Annotated in this window: 22 protein-coding genes, 1 tRNA gene and 1 riboswitch; of the genes, 12 read left to right on the top strand and 11 right to left on the bottom strand. The window is 32.9% G+C overall.

Going from position 1 to position 19099, the window contains the following annotated elements; translation table 11 throughout:
- Positions 1-9 precede the first annotated feature (9 nt).
- The gene (locus DM447_RS11135; protein ID WP_112181284.1) at positions 10-396 is read left to right on the top strand and encodes an SA1362 family protein; all 387 of its coding nucleotides are present in this window, start codon (positions 10-12) and stop codon (positions 394-396) included.
- Between the two features lie 138 nt (positions 397-534).
- Here DM447_RS11135 and DM447_RS11140 read toward each other — a convergent pair whose 3' ends face one another.
- From DM447_RS11140 to mntR, 5 genes are all read right to left on the bottom strand, one after another.
- Entirely contained in the window at positions 535-1425 is an 891-nt protein-coding gene (locus DM447_RS11140) for a patatin-like phospholipase family protein (RefSeq protein WP_112181285.1), read from the bottom strand.
- Between the two features lie 63 nt (positions 1426-1488).
- Positions 1489-2418, bottom strand: a complete 930-nt coding sequence (locus DM447_RS11145; RefSeq protein WP_112181286.1) for a hypothetical protein — start codon at positions 2416-2418, stop codon at positions 1489-1491.
- On the bottom strand, positions 2405-2950 hold the full coding sequence (locus DM447_RS11150; RefSeq protein WP_112181287.1) for an RNA polymerase sigma factor: 546 nt from the start codon (positions 2948-2950) through the stop codon (positions 2405-2407). Before DM447_RS11150 ends, DM447_RS11145 begins: the two co-directional genes overlap by 14 nt.
- 131 nt (positions 2951-3081) lie before the next feature.
- Positions 3082-4791 carry a DNA-binding protein gene (locus DM447_RS11155; protein WP_112181288.1) on the bottom strand — a complete coding sequence of 570 codons (1710 nt, stop codon included), beginning with the start codon at positions 4789-4791 and terminating at the stop codon, positions 3082-3084.
- A gap of 232 nt (positions 4792-5023) precedes the next feature.
- Complete coding sequence (gene mntR, locus DM447_RS11160) at positions 5024-5446, bottom strand: transcriptional regulator MntR (RefSeq protein ID WP_112181289.1); 423 nt, start codon at positions 5444-5446, stop codon at positions 5024-5026.
- 217 nt (positions 5447-5663) lie between these two features.
- On the opposite strand from mntR, the gene DM447_RS11165 reads away from it, so the two are divergent.
- Positions 5664-6056, top strand: coding sequence for a rhodanese-like domain-containing protein (locus DM447_RS11165; RefSeq protein WP_112181290.1), 393 nt, complete (start codon positions 5664-5666; stop codon positions 6054-6056).
- 42 nt (positions 6057-6098) lie between these two features.
- Here DM447_RS11165 and gcvPB read toward each other — a convergent pair whose 3' ends face one another.
- The 3 genes from gcvPB to gcvT are packed head-to-tail and all read right to left on the bottom strand — an operon-like array spanning position 6099 to position 10011.
- Positions 6099-7556 (bottom strand): aminomethyl-transferring glycine dehydrogenase subunit GcvPB, encoded by a 1458-nt coding sequence (gene gcvPB / locus DM447_RS11170; RefSeq protein WP_112181291.1) that lies wholly within the window; start codon positions 7554-7556, stop codon positions 6099-6101.
- Positions 7549-8895, bottom strand: coding sequence for an aminomethyl-transferring glycine dehydrogenase subunit GcvPA (gene gcvPA, locus DM447_RS11175; protein WP_112181292.1), 1347 nt, complete (start codon positions 8893-8895; stop codon positions 7549-7551). The genes gcvPB and gcvPA overlap by 8 nt, the downstream gene beginning before the upstream one ends.
- Positions 8896-8907: 12 nt before the next feature.
- Positions 8908-10011 carry a glycine cleavage system aminomethyltransferase GcvT gene (gene gcvT, locus DM447_RS11180; protein WP_112181293.1) on the bottom strand — a complete coding sequence of 368 codons (1104 nt, stop codon included), beginning with the start codon at positions 10009-10011 and terminating at the stop codon, positions 8908-8910.
- A gap of 164 nt (positions 10012-10175) precedes the next feature.
- Positions 10176-10267: riboswitch (glycine riboswitch) on the bottom strand.
- A 142-nt stretch (positions 10268-10409) separates the two neighbouring features.
- On the opposite strand from gcvT, the gene DM447_RS11185 reads away from it, so the two are divergent.
- On the top strand, positions 10410-12080 hold the full coding sequence (locus tag DM447_RS11185) for a DEAD/DEAH box helicase (protein ID WP_112181294.1): 1671 nt from the start codon (positions 10410-10412) through the stop codon (positions 12078-12080).
- The gene (locus tag DM447_RS11190; protein ID WP_157967389.1) at positions 12058-12867 is read left to right on the top strand and encodes a YqhG family protein; all 810 of its coding nucleotides are present in this window, start codon (positions 12058-12060) and stop codon (positions 12865-12867) included. The genes DM447_RS11185 and DM447_RS11190 overlap by 23 nt, the downstream gene beginning before the upstream one ends.
- A gap of 7 nt (positions 12868-12874) precedes the next feature.
- On the opposite strand, the gene DM447_RS11195 is transcribed toward DM447_RS11190, so the two are convergent.
- The gene (locus DM447_RS11195; protein WP_112181296.1) at positions 12875-13063 is read right to left on the bottom strand and encodes a YqzE family protein; all 189 of its coding nucleotides are present in this window, start codon (positions 13061-13063) and stop codon (positions 12875-12877) included.
- A 45-nt stretch (positions 13064-13108) separates the two neighbouring features.
- The gene (locus tag DM447_RS11200; RefSeq protein ID WP_232824277.1) at positions 13109-13603 is read right to left on the bottom strand and encodes a shikimate kinase; all 495 of its coding nucleotides are present in this window, start codon (positions 13601-13603) and stop codon (positions 13109-13111) included.
- Between the two features lie 237 nt (positions 13604-13840).
- On the opposite strand from DM447_RS11200, the gene comGA reads away from it, so the two are divergent.
- From comGA to DM447_RS11240, 8 genes are all read left to right on the top strand, one after another.
- Positions 13841-14845, top strand: coding sequence for a competence type IV pilus ATPase ComGA (gene comGA, locus DM447_RS11205; RefSeq protein WP_338418760.1), 1005 nt, complete (start codon positions 13841-13843; stop codon positions 14843-14845).
- Positions 14823-15881, top strand: a complete 1059-nt coding sequence (locus DM447_RS11210) for a type II secretion system F family protein (RefSeq protein ID WP_112181299.1) — start codon at positions 14823-14825, stop codon at positions 15879-15881. The genes comGA and DM447_RS11210 overlap by 23 nt, the downstream gene beginning before the upstream one ends.
- A 3-nt stretch (positions 15882-15884) precedes the next feature.
- Entirely contained in the window at positions 15885-16214 is a 330-nt protein-coding gene (gene comGC / locus DM447_RS11215; protein WP_112181300.1) for a competence type IV pilus major pilin ComGC, read from the top strand.
- A gap of 3 nt (positions 16215-16217) precedes the next feature.
- The gene (comGD, locus tag DM447_RS11220) at positions 16218-16655 is read left to right on the top strand and encodes a competence type IV pilus minor pilin ComGD (protein WP_112181301.1); all 438 of its coding nucleotides are present in this window, start codon (positions 16218-16220) and stop codon (positions 16653-16655) included.
- Positions 16645-16986 (top strand): hypothetical protein, encoded by a 342-nt coding sequence (locus DM447_RS11225; protein ID WP_112181302.1) that lies wholly within the window; start codon positions 16645-16647, stop codon positions 16984-16986. Before comGD ends, DM447_RS11225 begins: the two co-directional genes overlap by 11 nt.
- The gene (comGF, locus tag DM447_RS11230) at positions 16937-17380 is read left to right on the top strand and encodes a competence type IV pilus minor pilin ComGF (protein WP_112181303.1); all 444 of its coding nucleotides are present in this window, start codon (positions 16937-16939) and stop codon (positions 17378-17380) included. Before DM447_RS11225 ends, comGF begins: the two co-directional genes overlap by 50 nt.
- Entirely contained in the window at positions 17355-17735 is a 381-nt protein-coding gene (locus DM447_RS11235; protein ID WP_112181304.1) for a hypothetical protein, read from the top strand. Before comGF ends, DM447_RS11235 begins: the two co-directional genes overlap by 26 nt.
- A 63-nt stretch (positions 17736-17798) precedes the next feature.
- Positions 17799-17870, top strand: a tRNA-Gln gene (locus DM447_RS11240).
- Between the two features lie 583 nt (positions 17871-18453).
- Here the strand turns inward: DM447_RS11240 and DM447_RS11245 are convergent.
- Positions 18454-19074, bottom strand: a complete 621-nt coding sequence (locus DM447_RS11245) for an MBL fold metallo-hydrolase (protein WP_112181305.1) — start codon at positions 19072-19074, stop codon at positions 18454-18456.
- Positions 19075-19099: the final 25 nt, after the last annotated feature.

Genomic DNA, 19099 nt, shown 5'->3' on the forward strand with positions numbered 1-19099 from the left:
GTGAAAAAAATGTTCCGTCATAGGTTTTCTGTATGGATATATATCCTTCTTGGTCTTGCTATTATTGGTTTAGGAAGTAAATTACTCACAAATCCAACAGGTTTCATTATGAATATATTAATTATCGCAGGTCTTGGTGCATTAATTTACGGTGCAATCTACTTCTTTATCATTCGAAAGCGTACGACAGATGATTTAATAAAATATAAAAAAGCTGTTAAACAATCAAAGAAAAAATATAAAAATCAACAAACAAAAAAAGCATCGACATCTAAAGCCATTAAAAAGAATCAACCTATATTAAAAAAGAAAAAACATATTAAAAAAACTGATGCACCGCATTTACGTGTAATCGATGGAAAAAAACAAAAAAGAAAAGATCGAGCCACATTTTAGTGGCATGTCTTTTCTTTTTTTATTTCATAAATAGTGTTGGTTTTCAAACTGTGCAGTAGCTGTAAAATACGCGTAGTGAATAATCGAAAATACTTGCTAACGAAAAGGGAACTTATTTTTTCCATAGCGAATACTTATTTAGTTAGGCCAGTGTGTTAGAAATGATGTGGCTCTTTTTTTACCAAATAGGATTAAATCCCTTTTTGAATCTTTAGATAACGATAAATCAGATACATCAACTTCTTTTACTGGTATGAATAGGAGATCATCTGTATGTTTTTTTGATATATATCTAGCGTCATGTGCTAAACGCATCGTTGTAACCAAGGCTTCTGAAAGATTAAACGCATTTGTAATCTTTTTCTCGGGGATTTGATCGTATGCTGCACTTAAATTCATACCTAATAAAGGTCTTCTTCTCATAGAACGATCTTTATCAAAAATCCACATCGGTGTATTACTTAAAATAGCACCATCTACTATAATACTTTTTTGGTTTTTTTTATTGACTAATTTCTTGGGACGAAAGAAATAAGGTAGACTTGCACTCATCCGAACTGCTGTCGCTATTAAGAAACTCTCTGGTTTTATTCCATATAAACGCTCCAAGTCATCTGGTAAAACAACAATTTTACCTAAAGATAAGTCTGCAACAACCACCTTTAACAAGCCTTCTGGAAGATCACGAAAAGTATATACATTCTTATCAGCAAGTCTTTGATATAACCACTTCTCAAAAGCATCACCTTTATATATGCCCATTGTAAAGTATAGTGAAAAGACTTTACAAATAGGAATATATTTATCCATAATACTTGTATCCAAGAATTTTTTTAAATCTAAATTTATCAGCGTTAATTCAATTTCTTTTACAGTATATCCTGCTGCAAGTAAGCTCGCTAAAATTGCACCTGCCGATGTTCCGGCTAAACGCTCAAACGTAAAACCTTTCTCTTCCAATACCTCCAATGCACCGATAAAGGCAAAAGCTTTGACTCCTCCTCCTGAAAAAACACCATCAATTTTCATAAGAACCCCCAACATGTGTTTATTCTATATATAGGAGAAGCCGTATTAATTTAGAACTATAAACTATTTTACAGATACAACCATATCTAATGCATTTATTGGTACCTCAGTTGTCTCTAATTGATAAACAATATTATCATTTATCCAAATTATATTAACATCGACAGAATTACCACCCTCATCGTATGCTACGAACACATTTCCTACGTCTGGTGCAGGTAAAAGTTTTTTTTCTAAGAATTCAACTATTTGTATAGCAATATTCTCAATCTCCATCTGGTCAGATATCATAGACGATACTTGTAGAAACCATCTTCCTTCTTGCCAGTTCACACTCTCCCTCAATTTATCTTCTTCATACTTACCATATATGTCAAACCCAAGATCTAATGCTGTTTCTTCTCCAGGCTCAACATTTATTGGATCGGTATTTTCAGTGAAATCCTCCTCTAGACTATTAGAATCTTCTTTATAATCCTTAGCAGAGAAAGTTGCGATTAATTCTTCATCTAACCTTGTCAATTGGTCAACATTAATTTCTCTGGAATCATTAATTTGATAATAAGATATCTTATAGCTATTACTCGTGTTTTCTTCGATATAACCAGTTAAAAAAGTATTATCATCAATTGGAAATGTTGTCGGTGTAGTAGCATTATCCATTACTAGCAAAGCTTTTAGATCATTCACTACCTCTTCAACAGGCTTAGATCCAACTATTTCCTCTTCTGTTCTTTCCTTTGAAATTATATTCGTTTCTTGTGCTGGTTTTGAAGCATTCTGATTTGAACTATCCCAATTTAGTATTAATATTAAAAATAATCCTGCCGTAAAAATTAACCCAAAAATAGGATACCAAAAAATTGTCTTCTTTTTAGAAAACTTATCTACTAATTTGTCTTCCAGTTCACTACCAAATTCATCTCTTGGCTCTATCTTGTTATATTCCTTTTTCAAAAGATTTAATAGCGCTTTTTCTTTATTCTGATCCAAATAACCCACCTCCTGACTTAATCCCTTGCTCATAATCTTCTAACAATGTTCGCAATTGCTTTATCGCCCGATGATACGTCACTTTCACTTTAGACTCAGACCAGTTCATAACATTTGCCGTTTCTTTCACTGAAAAATCATGCATGTTTCGGAGTACGATAACCATTCGATAATCAGTTTTAAGTTCACTCAATTTATCGTACACCTGACCTAATTCGTCTTTACTTTCCACTTTTTCTTCCGTGCTTTTTTCCTTAAATGGAATAATATTTAGCAAAAAGTCTTGCAATATTACTTGCCTACTTTGTTTTCGAAAATGATCCATCGATATATTTTTTGCTATCGTGAACAACCATGTTTTCATTGATGAATCACCCTTATATTTTGAACTAGTATTGAATAAGCGAACGAAAACTTCTTGTGTTAAATCTTCAGCATCTTCTTGTGATTTCGTAAATGAAAGAATAAATCGATAAACATCTTTATAATAAGTTCGATAAATAATTCGAATTTCGTCTTCATTCCATTGCAACTTGTTTCACCCTCTTTATTATATTTTATTAGACGATTTTAATCATTTTACGTTACAAAAAAGTACAATATATAATTCCGTCACAAAAAATCACCAGTCCGTCTTACTGATCGGGCTGGTGATTTTACTATCTATTCTGTTAATCCCTCTATGGTCATCTCTTCTACAGTTGCTGTTTGCTCATCGCGAACTTTTACTTGCATAGTAACCTCGTCACCCTCTTGTAAAAACACAGCTAACGGCTGATTACTCGCATTTATTGTATAAATTGTTTCTTCACCATCTAATAAAAACTGAACTACTTGGCTCGTATCAGTTGTTATAACAAGCACACGATATACAATTCCACTTCTTGATTCTGCTTCAACTTCTTCAGTTGATTCAACCCTTCCAGGATCTTGTTGTAACGCAATACGATAGGCATCTAATGTACCTTCTGCTGTATCGCCAAAAACGACAAAGTCAGAATCAGATGCATCGATATATGCATAATGCTTAAACAGTCCATTAGGATCCAATACATTTACTACCCAAGTTGGATTCCCATCGATATTATACAAAATTGGCATGGAGCCTTCCCAATTTTTTTCAGGAAATTCTTTATTTACAATTTGTTTTGCACCTTCACTATCCATTATTCCATTATTAATATCTCCATTATAATAAGTTAATGTTCCTGTTCGCGCATGGATTAATGTGTAACCAAGAGCTGAGTCAATATTTTCTTTTGGAGAAGTCATGTCTGTAAAATAAAACATTTCTCCATTTTCATCAAAAATAGGTGTAACACTTTTCTCCGTTCCTGAATCATTTGGAATTCGAACATCTTTTTTACCAAAAAGACTATTAAACCAACCATGAACATAATTTCCAAAATATTCATTTTGTAACGCTGCCATTTCCGAACTAACAGAGCCTTCGATAAAGTCTGGCGCTTGATTCGTTTGATATAAGGATAATTCACCAGTAACTGGATCTACAACCGCTACCATCAGTTCATTCATATTTGGTTTATTGGTAATCTTAACTGGTTGGTATAATGTTTGTACGTACCAGGGTTTGCCTTGTTCATCCACTTCTATTTGTGCTTCTCCACTCTGGATATACTGTGGATATTGATTGTAAATAACTCGTTGAATGTTGTCATTAAAATAACTTGAGTTTGTATAGCTCATCTTACTATCCACAAACTCCGGTTGCGCGTTAACATTTGTCGCAGATATTCTAAAATAACCTTCTGTTTCACTTCCTCGTAGGTATTTCCAAAAACCAGTAAATTCTAATGGAGCAACATAAACAATCTCTTCATCAATTTTTTGAACTTGTAATTTACCTAGGTCATAAAATTGAGGATTTGGTACAACACTCATTGCTTTTTGCATCTTGTTTCGAGCTGACTCTGGAGCAACCGCAATTGGTGTATCTTCTTTACTAAGGGGTTCTGATTGATCTTGTTCTTCTTTATCAATTGATTCATATGAATCATCCAATGCGAAAAATCCTGCTATAAAAACAATAGGCAATGCTACTATTGCTAATATAAAGACAAAACCAATAATCGAATTCTGTGGAGCCTTATAAACTTTAACTCCTTCAATCATTACAAATAACAAAGCTGTAGTTATTAAACCTACAAGTAAATTTGATAATAGCATATTTGGAATTGTAATCGTAGGCATAATGACATAGATTATGATACTAAATAAAATAAAAGCTACTATAAAAATAGAAACACCGTGTTTAAGTATAGCTTTTTTATTTTTTTTCGTAATTAGCAATGTGAGCAATACGAAAAGATATAATATAAATGATAAAGCTGTGGTAATTATAACGCCTAACATGCAGACCTCTCCCTTTTTGTTGTTTATCTTACTAAGATATACGGATTACGCTTGAATTTAGTTTCAATATTTTAAAGTAAATTACTTAGTAGAAAATCGCCTTGTTAGCAACAAATGAGTCCTGTTTTAAGCTATTGGGAGAAACTTACGTGACAGTTTTTGAAAATCTGATTAAACAATTTAAAAACAGAAGAAATACGTATATTTACGAATTCCTTCTGTTTTTAATTAATTATAATTCGTCATTCTCTTTATGTAATTGCTTTAGTTCTTCTACTCTACTTGGGTTCTTTTCAAAATACTGGACTAAATCACCAATTCGATCGATAGAGTTCCAACTTAAATGATGCTCAATTCCTTCTACATCATGATAAATATTTTCTTTATTTACGCCAATTATCCCGAGAAATTGTTCTAATAACTCATGTCGATATACAAGTCGTTTACCTATTTTTTTTCCTTGAGGAGTTAGAATCAATCCTCTATATTTCTCGTAATTTAGATATTCATCTTTATCAAGTTTTTGAACCATCTTTGTAACGGAGGAAGGGTGAACTTCTAAAGCTTCAGCAATATCAGAAACACGAGCATAACCTTTTGAGTCAATTAACATGTATATTTGTTCTATATAATCTTCCATACTAGGTGTTGGCATGGTAGTCCTCCAATTCTTCAATTCCCTTTAATACCTATAATAAAAAGGATACAATAGTTTTGCTATGTACACAAGCGATTTTCCTTGTTGGTAAGTTTTTAAATAGATTAAATATACTAATTTAAGATATCTAGCATCAATGAAAGAATTTTTTTGGAAAAAATGATATAATTGTCGTACAATAGAATATGACTTTTATAAAAACGGGGGAAGTAAAATGGAATTGTATATCTTAATTGGACTATTAATAGCGCTAATCGTATTTAGTGTCTATAGATATGTTAAACAACGACGCATACTAAAAACGATTTCGGAAGAAGAATTTCGTGAAGGATATCGTAAAGCACAGCTAATCGATGTAAGAGAACCAAAGGAATTTGATGGTGGTCACATTTTGGGAGCGCGGAATATTCCATTAACCCAAATGAAACAACGCATGAATGAGTTACGTAAAGATCAAGCTATCTATTTATATTGTCAAAACGGCTCTCGAACGGGACGAGCAGCATTAATGCTAAGTAAAAAAGGCTATACTGACATAAGTCAGCTTCAAGGCGGTTTTAAAAAATGGTCTGGAAAGATTAAAAAATCAAAAAAAGCAAGCTATTAACTAAATAAGAAGGCCTCTTCCAACTGGAAGAGGCCTTCTTATTTAGAACTCGTATTTTAATATTGGTTTTCTAGCTGCTCTTGTTTCGTCCATACGCCGAACAATCGTTGTATGTGGTGCTTCTTGAACATATTCCGGGTTATTTTTTACTTCGTCTGCTATTTCTATCATTGTATCTATAAAACCGTCTAGTGTTTCTTTTGCCTCTGTTTCTGTTGGTTCAATCATCATGGCTTCCTCTACATTTATAGGGAAATAAATCGTTGGTGGATGATACCCAAAGTCCAACAACCGTTTAGCAATATCTAATGTTCGAACACCTAATTTTTTTTGGTTTTCTCCCGATAAGACAAATTCATGTTTACAGTGTTGTGAATATGGTAATTTAAATACTGGTTCTAATCTTCGCATCATATAATTAGCATTTAATACAGCATATTCACTGACCTTTTTCAAACCTTCTGCACCCATTGTCCTAATATAGGTATATGCACGTACATTGATGCCAAAATTCCCATAAAAAGGTTTCACTCTGCCTATTGAGTGTGGACGATCATAATCCAATTCGAATTTATTATTATGTTTTCTTAACACTGGTTTTGGTAAAAATCGTGCAATTTCTTCCGATACACCAACAGGTCCAGATCCAGGTCCACCACCACCATGTGGGCCAGTGAACGTTTTGTGTAAATTCAAATGAACAACATCAAAACCCATATCACCGGGTCTTGTATATCCCATAATCGCGTTTAAATTAGCCCCATCATAGTATAATCGACCACCAACATCATGAATTATTCGAGCCATTTCGGTAATTTCTTCTTCAAACAAACCTAATGTATTCGGATTCGTTAGCATTAGTGCAGCTGTATGGTGATCTACAACCCTTTTTAAATCCTCTAGGTCTACTAATCCTCGCTCGTTTGTTTTTACTGTAACAGCCTCAAATCCAGCAACGGAAGCTGATGCAGGATTTGTTCCATGTGCCGAATCTGGAACAATTACTTTTGATCGTTTAAAATCATTATTTCCTTCATGAAATGCTCGAATCATCATTAATCCAGTCCACTCACCTTGTGCACCTGCTGCTGGCTGAAGCGAAACATCATACATACCAGTAATTTCAGTCAAAGCAGTTTGCAAATCATACATAACCTCTAGAGCACCTTGTACTGATTCTGGATCTTGATATGGATGGATATGACTAAAACCTTCTAATCGGATAACATCTTCGTTCATTTTCGGATTATATTTCATCGTACATGATCCAAGTGGATAAAAACCTGAATCCACGCCATAATTCCGACGTGACAATCCAGTATAATGTCTGATAATTTGTAATTCACTCAGTTCAGGTAAGTTAGGAGGAGTTGACCGAATATAAGCTGGATCTAGCAGCGATTCGATATCCGTCTCTTCCACATCTAAATCCGGTAAACTATGACTTGTTCGACCTGGCTTACTTAATTCAAAAATTAATGGATAATCTTGATTATTCAATGATCACACCTACTTTCTTAGCAAACCTATTAATTTCTTCTTTTGTCCGCATCTCCGTAACAGCAAGTAACATATAACCTCGATATGATTTATCAATTAGAGATAAATCATATCCACCAATCATACCTTCTTCTAACAATGCTCGATTTACTTTTGCAACATCTCGATTCAAATTGATGACTATTTCATTAAATAATGCACCTTGATAGATAACTTCTATTTCTTGTTTTTCGAGCATTTTTTTTGCATAGTAAGTTTTTTGCATGTTTTGCCAAGCCATCTGTTTAATACCTTTTTTACCTAATGAACTCATTGCAACTGAAGATGCCAGAGCGTTTAATGCCTGATTTGAACAAATATTAGAAGTCGCTTTATCTCTTCTGATATGCTGTTCTCGAGCTTGAAGAGTTAAAACAAAACCTCTTTTTCCATCTTCATCTACGGTTTGCCCTACCAACCTTCCAGGAACTTTACGCATTAGTTTCTTCGAAGTTGCAAAATAGCCACAATGCGGCCCACCAAATTGTGCAGGGATTCCAAATACCTGTGTATCACCAACAACAATATCAGCACCAAATTCACTTGGTGGTGTTAAATACCCTAGTGCTAAAGGATTACTAGATACGACAAACATAGCTTTACTATTATTCATCACTTGTCTTATAGTAGCTAGTGGCTCTATTTGACCAAAAAAGTTTGGATACTGAATAACAACACTTGCTACCGTTTCATCTACTAACGTCTCAAGCATACCTAAATCAGTTAATCCATCTTTTTCAGGTATTTCTATAATTTCAATACATTGACCTTTTCCATACGTTTCAATTATTGCTCTAGATTCAGGATGGACTGTTTTAGAAACAAGTACTTTTTTTCTCTTTGTTTGTGCAACACTAAGATTGGTTGATTCCGCTAATGCAGTTGGTCCATCGTACATCGAGGAATTTGCTACATCCATACCAGTTAATTCACAGATCATCGTTTGAAATTCAAAAATAGCCTGCAATTCGCCTTGTGAAATTTCAGGTTGATAAGGTGTGTAAGCAGTGTAAAATTCTGATCTAGAGATTATATGATCAACTACTGATGGAATGTAGTGATCATAAACACCTGCACCTAAAAAGGATGTATGTGTCTTCGTGTTCACATTTTTCTTTGCTAGAGCAGTTAACTCCTGCATTAATTGCGATTCATTTGCTGGCTTTTTTAACTGTAATTCTTTCTGTAAACGTAATTCATTAGGTATATCCTCAAATAGCTCATCTGTAGTAGATACACCAACAGTGTCTAACATTTCCTTTTTATCCTCTTGTGTCATTGGTAAGTAGCGAAACTCCATTTTTTCTCCCCCTTATCCCCTTCTATAAAACGGTGTAGCAATTACTTTAGCTTGGACTTGCTTTTTTCTAATTTGTACATTTACGAGACTTCCTTCTATTGCATAATCTGCTGCTATTAGTGCTAAACCAATATTTTTATTTAAAGTTGGTGATTGTGTTCCGCTCGTAATAAATCCTATTTCTTCCTCTTGATTCATAACTGAGTAACCATGACGCGGTATCCCTTTTCCGACCATTTCTATCCCTACCAATTTACGTTGTGGACCCTCTTTTTTTTGGTGTAGTAATAACTTTTTACCTATAAAATCATTTTTTTTATTTGTTTTAACCGCAAACCCTAGTCCTGCTTCAATTGGTGAAATAGTTGAGCTCAGTTCTTGACCATACAATGCTAAATTAGCCTCAAACCTTAATGTATCTCTTGCGCCAAGACCAATCGGTTGAATCCCTTCGTCTTTACCTGCCTCGATGATTGTTTTCCATAGTGCTACACCACTATTCACTGCAATATATATTTCAAAACCATCTTCACCCGTGTAACCTGTTCGCGCGATCAGTGCTTTGTCATCTAATCCATTAAAAGATACATCTTGTGAAAATTCAAAAAACTTAATATTAGCTAATTTCTTATCAATTACTTTTTGCAACACTTGTTCAGCCTTTGGCCCTTGTATAGCTAATTGAACGAATTTTTCTGATTGATTCGTGATCGTTACCTGCTCCACTTTATGTTTCATTAACCAGTTAAAATCTTTTATTATATTAGCAGCATTCACTACTAATAAATACTTCTCATTAGCTAACTGATAAACAATTAGGTCATCCACAGTTCCACCATCTGGATAACACATAATTGTGTATTGCGCATGATTTGAGCTAAGATTTGACAGATCATTTGTAAGCATCTTTTGCAAGAAAGCTTCTGCTTCTTTTCCTTCTACAAGTATTTCTCCCATATGTGATACATCAAACAAACCGACTTTATTTCTTGTTACATGATGTTCATTTTTGATACCAGTAAAATAGACTGGTAATGCCCATCCACCAAAATCAATTGTTTTAGCATTGAATTTTTCATACTCGGAGAATAATGGTGTTTTCTTCAATTCTTCCATTTACTCAAAACCCCTCTCAAACTTAAATTAGTCAAATAAAAAGACAGGTGAAATTATCATATTTATGATAATTTCCCTGTCCTTGTACCAGAAAGATTCATCCATCTTTTCAATGGACTTGCTTCTTGGGTAGTTTATTCATTGATAAACATTCTCCAGAGTTGCGTCAGATAAAAGTCTTTTTTGCCTGAGAGATTCGTATTACATACTTGCTCCTTCGGCGTCACATTATAGTGATCTCTCCTATTATCTTCATTCGCTTGTAAAATTATTAAATTTGGACATACTAGAATTTACATTGTTTTTTTACTTGAAATCAACATAATTATAGCATGATTTTAGATTAATGGCGAATGAAAACAGAAAAAAATCAAAAATAGTTCGGAAGGTGGACTTTCGTGGAAATTGAATTAAAAAGAGATCCGAAATTTATCGAGAGTTTAGAAGAAAAAGTAAATGCAGACGGTCCATTTAGCTCATGGGAATTGTTCGATTTATCTTATCAAGCTACTTTAACAACTTTAACCCATGACTTTTCTGGATTACAAGCACCTAGATTATTACCACATGTTACTTTTTTATCACATCAATTATCTTGTGCTGAGCAAGTAGTAGAAGAAATGAATGGTAGAGCTATTTTAGCTGATGAAGTAGGCTTAGGAAAAACGATTGAAGCTGGATTAGTCTTAAAAGAATATATGATGCGTGGGTTAGTAAAAAAAGCACTAATTCTCGTCCCTGCATCGCTAGTTAATCAATGGGCATTAGAATTAACGCAAAAGTTTTATATTCCAGTTGTAACAACTAGAAAACGCCCAATATGGGACCAAGACAACATTATAATTACTTCAATAGATACAGCAAAAAGAGATCCACATCGAGAGATTATTCTACAACAAAAATACGACTTTGTTTTAGTAGATGAAGCACATAAATTAAAGAATCATCAAACAAAGAATTATCAATTTATTCGATCTCTACAGAAAAAATATTGTTTGTTATTAACTGCTACTCCTATTCAAAATAAGTTAAGTGATATTTTTAATCTCGTTTCCATATTAAAACCTGGCTTTCTAGGAGATTACCAAACATTTGCAGAAAAATTCGGTAAAAACATTAAAAATCTTGATCAAGATATACACTTGAAAAAACTTGTTCAAAAAGTAATGGTGCGTAACCTTAGACTAGAAACTGGCATTGATTGGACAAAACGAAAAGTGGAAACGATTCAAATTGAATTTACAGATGAAGAAATGCAAGCATATGAACAATTAAAAAAAATCACAATAGAAGCACCGCATTTTTCAGCAATTACTTATTTACGTGAATTATGTTCTTCACGTGAAGCTTGCTTTCTTTCGATTAAGAAAAACTTAGAGAATGATAATGCGGGTATATATGCAAATGAATACAAAGAGTTTTTAGGTAAACTAGGAGAGTTACCAAACCACTCGAAAGCAATTAAAGTGGTGGAATTAATAAAACAATCGGACGAAAAATGCATTATATTTACCGAATACAGAGCCACGCAAGTTTATTTACAATGGTTTTTACAACAAAACAATATTACCTCTGTACCATTTAGAGGTGGATTTAAACGAGGCAAAAAAGATTGGATGCGTCAGTTGTTTAAAGATAAAGCCCAAGTATTAATTGCGACTGAAGCTGGAGGAGAAGGAATTAATCTTCAATTCTGCAACAAAATGATTAACTATGATTTACCATGGAATCCAATGCGTCTAGAACAAAGGATTGGTCGAATTCACCGCTATGGTCAAAAGAACGATGTACAAATTTATAATTTTGCGATCAAGAATACAATTGAGGATCATATTCTGCGATTATTATATGAAAAAATTCATTTGTTTGAACGAGTTATTGGTAATTTAGATGCGATTCTTGCAGATTTACAATTAACAAACCTTGAGAATGAGATGGAGAAAATATTTAAGGAATCTCAAACAGATGGTGAAGTAAGGATTAAGATGGATAATTTATCTGCGGTTATTTCAGATGCGCAATTAACTTATGAGAAGGAGAATTCACATGGCAATCGAGAATCTTCATAATTTCCTTCATGACTTTTTTATCGCTAATCAATGTACAATAAAGGAAAATAGTCCTGGGAAATTATCTATCCAACTAACCGATAAGATGGATGAATATATCATGAATCGTCCCTTTTATTGGCAATATATTAAAAAAATTGGACAAAAAGGAGAGCCTGGATCAATTACTTTCTTAACAGATCCCAGTTTGGAGGAGCAAGGAGCAGAGATAATACACTTTGGCAGTCCACGATTACAGCAAATTTTTCGTATGCTAAAAACACAAGGAGAAAGTGTACGACTCTATCAACAACTTAACGTCCAACAACAAACTGCTTTAATACCTTGGCTGATCTTAAATATAAAAATAAGTTATATTGGAAAACAGAAGAGAGAAGAAATCAAATCTATTGGTATTCATATGATAAATGGGGCAATGATTGATAATATGATGGACACAATAAAGCAATTCTCATGGCATACCACCATACCCGACTATTGTTATAACTTAAGTCCATTAATTCGATTAAACAATAGTTATCAACGAATTGTTCACTATTTAGAAACAGATCTGCTTAATAAACAGCATGATTGGGCAATTGAATCATGGCAATTCATGCAAGAAGAAAAAAAATTGTTAGATTATTTTTATCAATCTGATACAGGTGATCAATTAATTCATTATGAAAAAGAAGCGGCAGCTATTGAGGAATTATATCAACCTAGCATCGCTATTGATATTATAAATGGTGGTATTTTTCATATTAGTCAGCCTACTTCAGGCGAAATATTACAAGGAAACAGATGATTAATTATTAATTATTTTTATTTTTCCACAACTTTATGGAAACAGGCAATAAACCAAACCATTTATTAGACAATGGTTGATTGTCTTGTTTCTTTCTTTTGCGCGCTTTTCTTTGTGCTTTTCTTTCCCTTTTCGGTTTATCAATATATTTCATGAATTCTTCCGTCATATATTGTACTAGTTCAGTTCCAGACATAAAAATCTCCCTTTCTCTTGTTTTATGTCTAGGATACCCTGAAAATCACCTATTTATAAGTGTCATTATTTCTGTTACTATCTGATTAGTTGTCTTTCCATCTGTGTTTACAATTATAGATGCAGCTTCGATATATCTAGCTTCACGCTTATGTAACAGTGCTTGCTTATCTACTTCTTGATTATTCCATATCGGCCTATCCTTGTCACCCTTTAATCGATTCATTATTACTTCCCAACTTGCTTGCAAATATATTGTTTGTTGTTTTTGTAATTCTAAAATATTTTCTGGAGTTTCGATAATTCCTCCCCCTGTTGCAACAATGCAATTTTTCTTTTCTGTTTTTTTTAACATTTGATGCTCATAATCCCTAAAAGTTTCTTCCCCATAGTTTAAAAATATATCTTTTATCTTCATTTGATAAAAACGTTCAATCATTTTATCTGTATCCTGTACAGCTACTTGCATTTTTGTACCTAGTCGGTTAGCAATCGTTGTTTTTCCACTACCCATAAAACCAATTAAATATATACTATCCATTATGTACTCCTTATGCGACTAAATTTGCGTTCATTATATCATGATTTGGATAAAATTTCGATTTCATTAAATTTTTTTCGTGCGTTATTTTAGCCTGTAAAAACTAATTTCAACTGAAACAAAATTAAATAACAAAAAGTAAAAGTAGGTATAAAAACACTTTTTCTGCCAAATGAAATAATTTATACAACCTTGCATTATTGAAAAGAGCTTTGTATAGTAACATTATAAAGTGAGGTGAACCTATTGAATCCTGCAGCACTCTTTTCTACTAAATTAATTCATGCTGCTTTAGAACTTGCTGCATCTGATATCCATTTTTGTCCTTTCACTTCAACAGTAAAAATATACTTTCGGATTCACGGAAAGCGAATATTTCATTATGAAATCGATTCAAAACAATATCAGGTTTTAGTAAGTTATTATAAATTTACTGCTGGCATGGATATTGGAGAAACTCGGAGCCCCCAAAATGGTGCGATTACATTTCCATACAAGCAACAAACAATATCACTTCGATTATCCACATTACCTGTTAATGGTTCAGAAAGTCTGGCTATCCGTTTACTCCCTCAACAAGAAACAATTTCATTAAACCAATTATTTTTATTCCCCTATCAACTAAATAGTATTAAACAATGGATAACCAATCGAAGTGGTGTAATATTATTTACCGGTCCAACAGGGAGTGGTAAAACTACCACCTTATATGCCTTATTGCAGGCTCTGTTACAAGAACAATCTTACCAAACCATTACGTTAGAGGACCCGATCGAAAAGGAAATCCAAGACTTACTTCAAGTTCAAGTTAATGAAAAAAGCGGTATTACTTATCAGGCTGGATTGAAAGCTGCACTCCGACATGATCCTGATATTCTCATGGTTGGAGAAATTCGTGATGAGAAGACGGCTCAATTCGTTTTTCATGCAGCTTACACTGGACATCTTGTTTTATCTACGTTACATGCAAAAAATGCCTTTGGTACTATTCATCGACTAAATGAGATGGGAATAAGAAAGACAGATTTAGACCAAAACTTAATTGCTGTTGCTTCTTTAGAACTATTTCCAGTCCTTACAAAAGGTCAAGTTCCTTCACGAGCAGCAATTTTAGAATTACTAGATGGTGAAGTATTACAAGAGGCAATAAACGGTACAACTAATGAAAAAAATCCAAAATTCCATACTTTTGATCAGTTAAGGAGGAAAGCTGTTGCCTATGGATATGCAAAGTATTCGTAATATAGTGTTCATTAAAAAATCCACAACATTATCTTTAGATGAACAAAATAAATTTTTAATTCGATTAGCTCGTTTATTGGAGCAGCACTACACGTTACTCGATGCGCTAGTCGCTATGCAATGGAATCAAAAATGGGAGAATCATTCTAAAGAAATTATTACTACCCTTAAGGAAGGGAATTCTATTACATTAGCATTAGAACGAGCGAAATTCGACTCACAAATTATCTCCTTCTTATTTTTCTCAATGGCACATGGAGATATTAGAAAAGCATTAAAACAAAGTATTCAGTTAATAAGTCAACAATTAACTTTGATTCAGAAGTTTAAACAAGCGATCCGGTATCCATTTGTTCTTTTCATTATGTTTATTCTACTTTTATATTTCATTAAAACATCGGTATATCCTTCTTTTATTCAACTATTTTCATCTACTGCATATACCTCAGACCTAACTATATTTTCCATTCGATTAATCAATGTTTTATTTACTGTATTTATTATTTGTTTTGTTGCAATAAGTTTAGGATTTCTATATTGGATCTATGTTAAAAAGAATTTATCAATTGAAACAAAACTTATCATCTATGAACGTATTCCCTTAATAAAGAAAGTCATTCGACTACACACAACGTTTCTATTTTCCTTGCATTTAAGCTCTTTGTTACAAGCTGGACTGTCTTTGAAAGAATGTTTTGAGGTTCTATCTAAACAACAACAGCTTCCCCTCCTCAGTTATTATTGTGATATTTTAATGCAAGGTTTACAAAGAGGCCAAGCTATCTCCACAATTCTTCCAAGTTGTACTCTTCTCGAACATGATATTAATGCCATTTTCCAAAAAAACGTTACGAATAATCTATTAATAAAAGATTTAAAAATGTATGCTGATTTTTTAATCGAGCTGATTGAAATTAAAGTGAAAAAAATAATTACCCGTATTCAACCAATCTTTTTTGTTGTGATGGCTCTTAGTATTATTTTTATTTATCTTTCTTTACTATTACCAATGTTTCAACTAATAAATACAATTTAGGAGATGATTAAAATCAAAAATGAAAAAGGCTTTACATTAATTGAAATGCTAATCGTTTTAGCAGTGATTACAACACTTTTAATTTTGTTAATACCTAATTTAGCCGATAAAAATGAAACTGTACAAGAAAAAGGCTGTGCTGCGTTAATTCAAATGACAGAGAATCAAATGGAATCTTACAAAATTGATCACGGGGCTTACCCAGCTACAATTTCAATTCTCGTAGATGAGCAGTACATTCAATCTGATACTTGTTCAAATGGAACCAAACAAATAGTATATGATGGAGAAGCAATTAACCATAAACTTAAAACAATTGCTGTAAATAATTAAAAAATGAACAAAGATAGTGGTTTTACTATTATTGAATTATTAATTGTGTTAAGTATCCTATCGATTTTACTTGTAATAGGAACAACCTTTCATATAAAAACTTATCAAACCTATCAATTTAATCGATGGTATCAAATATTTGAGAGTGACATTATGTTTATGCAACAACAAACGATAGCCTCCATGGGAAGTTTCTATATGCTAATAAAACCATCCTCACATACTTATGAAATTAGAAATGGGGGTTTAGGAGAAATAATAATTGAACGTCCTATACCTGACACATGGGAAATTAAATTAGACACATTAACCATGCCCTTATCATTTTCAACCAATGGGACAGTTAAGCAACCTGGTAAATTTCAAATAAGAACACCTTCGAATAGTTATGATATTACTTTTCCTTTTGGAAAAGGGAGGAGTTATCTAGTTGAAACATAAACAACAAGGATTTGTTATAACTGAATTACTTGCTTCCTTCAGTATTCTAATGATGATTAGTTTCACTTTAGTCCCAATAATATTACAGCTAAGTATCGAACAGAATATTTTATTTCAAAAAAGAGATATCCAATCATTTCTACATGACGAACTTCAGAGCTTTTCAGAAAACTCAAATTCAAGCCAAGATACTCAAAAAGATTTAGTTAGAAATAACAAAGAAGTTACCCTTTCATTTATTAAAGAAGATCCGCTATGGAAAGGATGTGCGATATGGAATAATGTTAAAAATCAAACCGAAGAAATTTGCTTATATTATTATCCAGACTGAGAAAGGTTTCACACTCATCAGCATTCTGTTTTCACTTGCACTAATCAGTACAACTTTAGCTTTAATACCAACAGTTTATCGGTTAATCGATCAGCAATCTTATACAGACGAATTGTCAGTCCGTCAATTTTTTCATTTTTTAAGCAATGAGATACATGAAAATGATTTTAACTATATAGATGACAATACGATACATTTAACTAAACAAACTGGAGAACATATTTTAATCTCTCCTTATCAAAATACGATTAGAAAACAAATAAATAATACTGGTCATGAAATATTAGTTCGGAACGTTAAAACATTTATTCTAGAAGAATTAAGCTTTGGTATACATGTAACAATTACAACAATCACAGGAGAATTATATGCAAAAACAATTAGCTTTTATTAAAAGATTACAAACAGAAAATGGTTTTTTCTTTCCTTATATAACTTTTATTGCCGCGATTGTTTTATTAAGTGTCATTACCAGTATATCGTTATATGCGAATGAAACGAAGATGACCACCTTACAAATGGAACAAATTGTGTTAGAAACATTACATCAAATGGCTTATCAAAAATTCGTCAGTGAACAAAACAAAAATAGTTTCAGCCTTGACAAAGAAATACTTCAATATGAATTTCCAAATGGGATAGTCAAAATTACTTATGATGCACTCGAAAATGATGCAATACGATACAAATTTGAAGCTACAACATTATTAGGAAATAGAAAACTAAGTAAATATTTAATAAAAGATTAAATTTATTACATGATTTATGAATAAGAATTGAGCAAATAGTTAAAGATAACAAATGTTACTCGATGGGCTATAGCCAAGCGGTAAGGCAGCGGTTTTTGGTATCGTTATTCGTTGGTTCGAATCCAGCTAGCCCAGTATTAAAACTTTAAAACCTATCTCACTTTTGTGAGATAGGTTTTTCTCATTACTTATAATAAAAGCTAATCATTGACTGTTTAGTGTTTGGAGTAGAACTTTACTATTACTCGACAGTCTTTTAGAAAAACTACTTTCTATAAGATTTAAGCCGGAATAATCATCAACTACGGCGTAAACAACTATTGTCATAAGCACAATTAAATTTCTAAACAGTAGACGATGTATCGCTTTTAACGCATAATCAGCGTAGCAAGTTAAATGGGTGAGACTCCCGTGGGAACAGCGAATGTTTTTGATGGGATGAGTAATCGCAATCCCACGCGCTGAAGATCTACTCGGAAAGCGGTCTTTGCTTATTCGAGTTAGCTGAAGCCGTGCCCACGGAAAGCGAGTCCATTTTACTTGTGGAGCGTAGCCCTAGCGGGTAATAAAATCTAACTCCGTCACAGTTGCTATCAAGTTCGTCAGATGAAACACTATGATACTTATGAAAGGATTTCGAAGTTACCTTCCATTTTGGTTCAAACTTCCTCATTATAAAAAGACCTATTTGCCAGTTGCATTCTATGAATTTGAATAATTATGATATAAATGGATTATGCATTCGCTCTTCTTCGATTGTTGTAATTGGTCCATGTCCTGGATAAACAGTAAATTGCCCGTCTAAAGTCAAAAGTTTTTCTTTAATGCTTTGAATCAATTGTCTACTATTTCCACCAGGTAAATCTGTTCTTCCTATACCACTTTGAAATAAACAATCACCTGAAATTAATATCTTTTCTTCTGAGAATATAAAAGAAACACCACCTGGTGAATGACCTGGTGTATGTATAACCTCAAACGAAAAAGCACCTAGTCTCATTTCACCTATCCCAATAAATTTATTTGCAGGTCTACAAATCACATTTTCAACTGGAAATAATGCAGAACCGTTTAATTCAGGATCATGTAGCCATTTTTCCTCTGCTTGATGTACGTAGACAGGTATTTCATAATAATCCCTTATACTTTCAACTGCACCAATATGATCAAAATGTGCATGTGTTAATAAAATAGCACTAGGTATTAGCTCTTTTTTCTGCAACCATGCTAATAATACGTCGCTATCACCACCAGGATCTATAATAATAGCTTCTGTATCTTTGTAAATCACATAACAGTTTGTCCCTAATTGTCCTAACGATATACCATGAATTTGCATATTATTCATCCTTTAATTATTTATT

The organism is Paraliobacillus zengyii (genome assembly GCF_003268595.1).
Lineage (GTDB): Bacteria > Bacillota > Bacilli > Bacillales > Amphibacillaceae > Paraliobacillus_A > Paraliobacillus_A zengyii.

Bases quoted from the DNA above. Each gene is read 5' to 3' on its own strand.
- DM447_RS11135 (WP_112181284.1), top strand. From the start codon at position 10: ATGTTCCGTCATAGGTTTTCTGTATGGATATATATCCTTCTTGGTCTT.
- DM447_RS11140 (WP_112181285.1), bottom strand. From the start codon at position 1,425: ATGAAAATTGATGGTGTTTTTTCAGGAGGAGGAGTCAAAGCTTTTGCC.
- DM447_RS11155 (WP_112181288.1), bottom strand. From the start codon at position 4,791: ATGTTAGGCGTTATAATTACCACAGCTTTATCATTTATATTATATCTT.
- mntR (WP_112181289.1), bottom strand. From the start codon at position 5,446: ATGCCAACACCTAGTATGGAAGATTATATAGAACAAATATACATGTTA.
- DM447_RS11165 (WP_112181290.1), top strand. From the start codon at position 5,664: ATGGAATTGTATATCTTAATTGGACTATTAATAGCGCTAATCGTATTT.
- gcvPA (WP_112181292.1), bottom strand. From the start codon at position 8,895: ATGGAGTTTCGCTACTTACCAATGACACAAGAGGATAAAAAGGAAATG.
- gcvT (WP_112181293.1), bottom strand. From the start codon at position 10,011: ATGGAAGAATTGAAGAAAACACCATTATTCTCCGAGTATGAAAAATTC.
- DM447_RS11190 (WP_157967389.1), top strand. From the start codon at position 12,058: ATGGCAATCGAGAATCTTCATAATTTCCTTCATGACTTTTTTATCGCT.
- DM447_RS11195 (WP_112181296.1), bottom strand. From the start codon at position 13,063: ATGTCTGGAACTGAACTAGTACAATATATGACGGAAGAATTCATGAAA.
- DM447_RS11200 (WP_232824277.1), bottom strand. From the start codon at position 13,603: ATGGATAGTATATATTTAATTGGTTTTATGGGTAGTGGAAAAACAACG.
- DM447_RS11210 (WP_112181299.1), top strand. From the start codon at position 14,823: ATGGATATGCAAAGTATTCGTAATATAGTGTTCATTAAAAAATCCACA.
- comGC (WP_112181300.1), top strand. From the start codon at position 15,885: ATGATTAAAATCAAAAATGAAAAAGGCTTTACATTAATTGAAATGCTA.
- comGD (WP_112181301.1), top strand. From the start codon at position 16,218: ATGAACAAAGATAGTGGTTTTACTATTATTGAATTATTAATTGTGTTA.
- comGF (WP_112181303.1), top strand. From the start codon at position 16,937: ATGTTAAAAATCAAACCGAAGAAATTTGCTTATATTATTATCCAGACT.
- DM447_RS11235 (WP_112181304.1), top strand. From the start codon at position 17,355: ATGCAAAAACAATTAGCTTTTATTAAAAGATTACAAACAGAAAATGGT.
- DM447_RS11245 (WP_112181305.1), bottom strand. From the start codon at position 19,074: ATGCAAATTCATGGTATATCGTTAGGACAATTAGGGACAAACTGTTAT.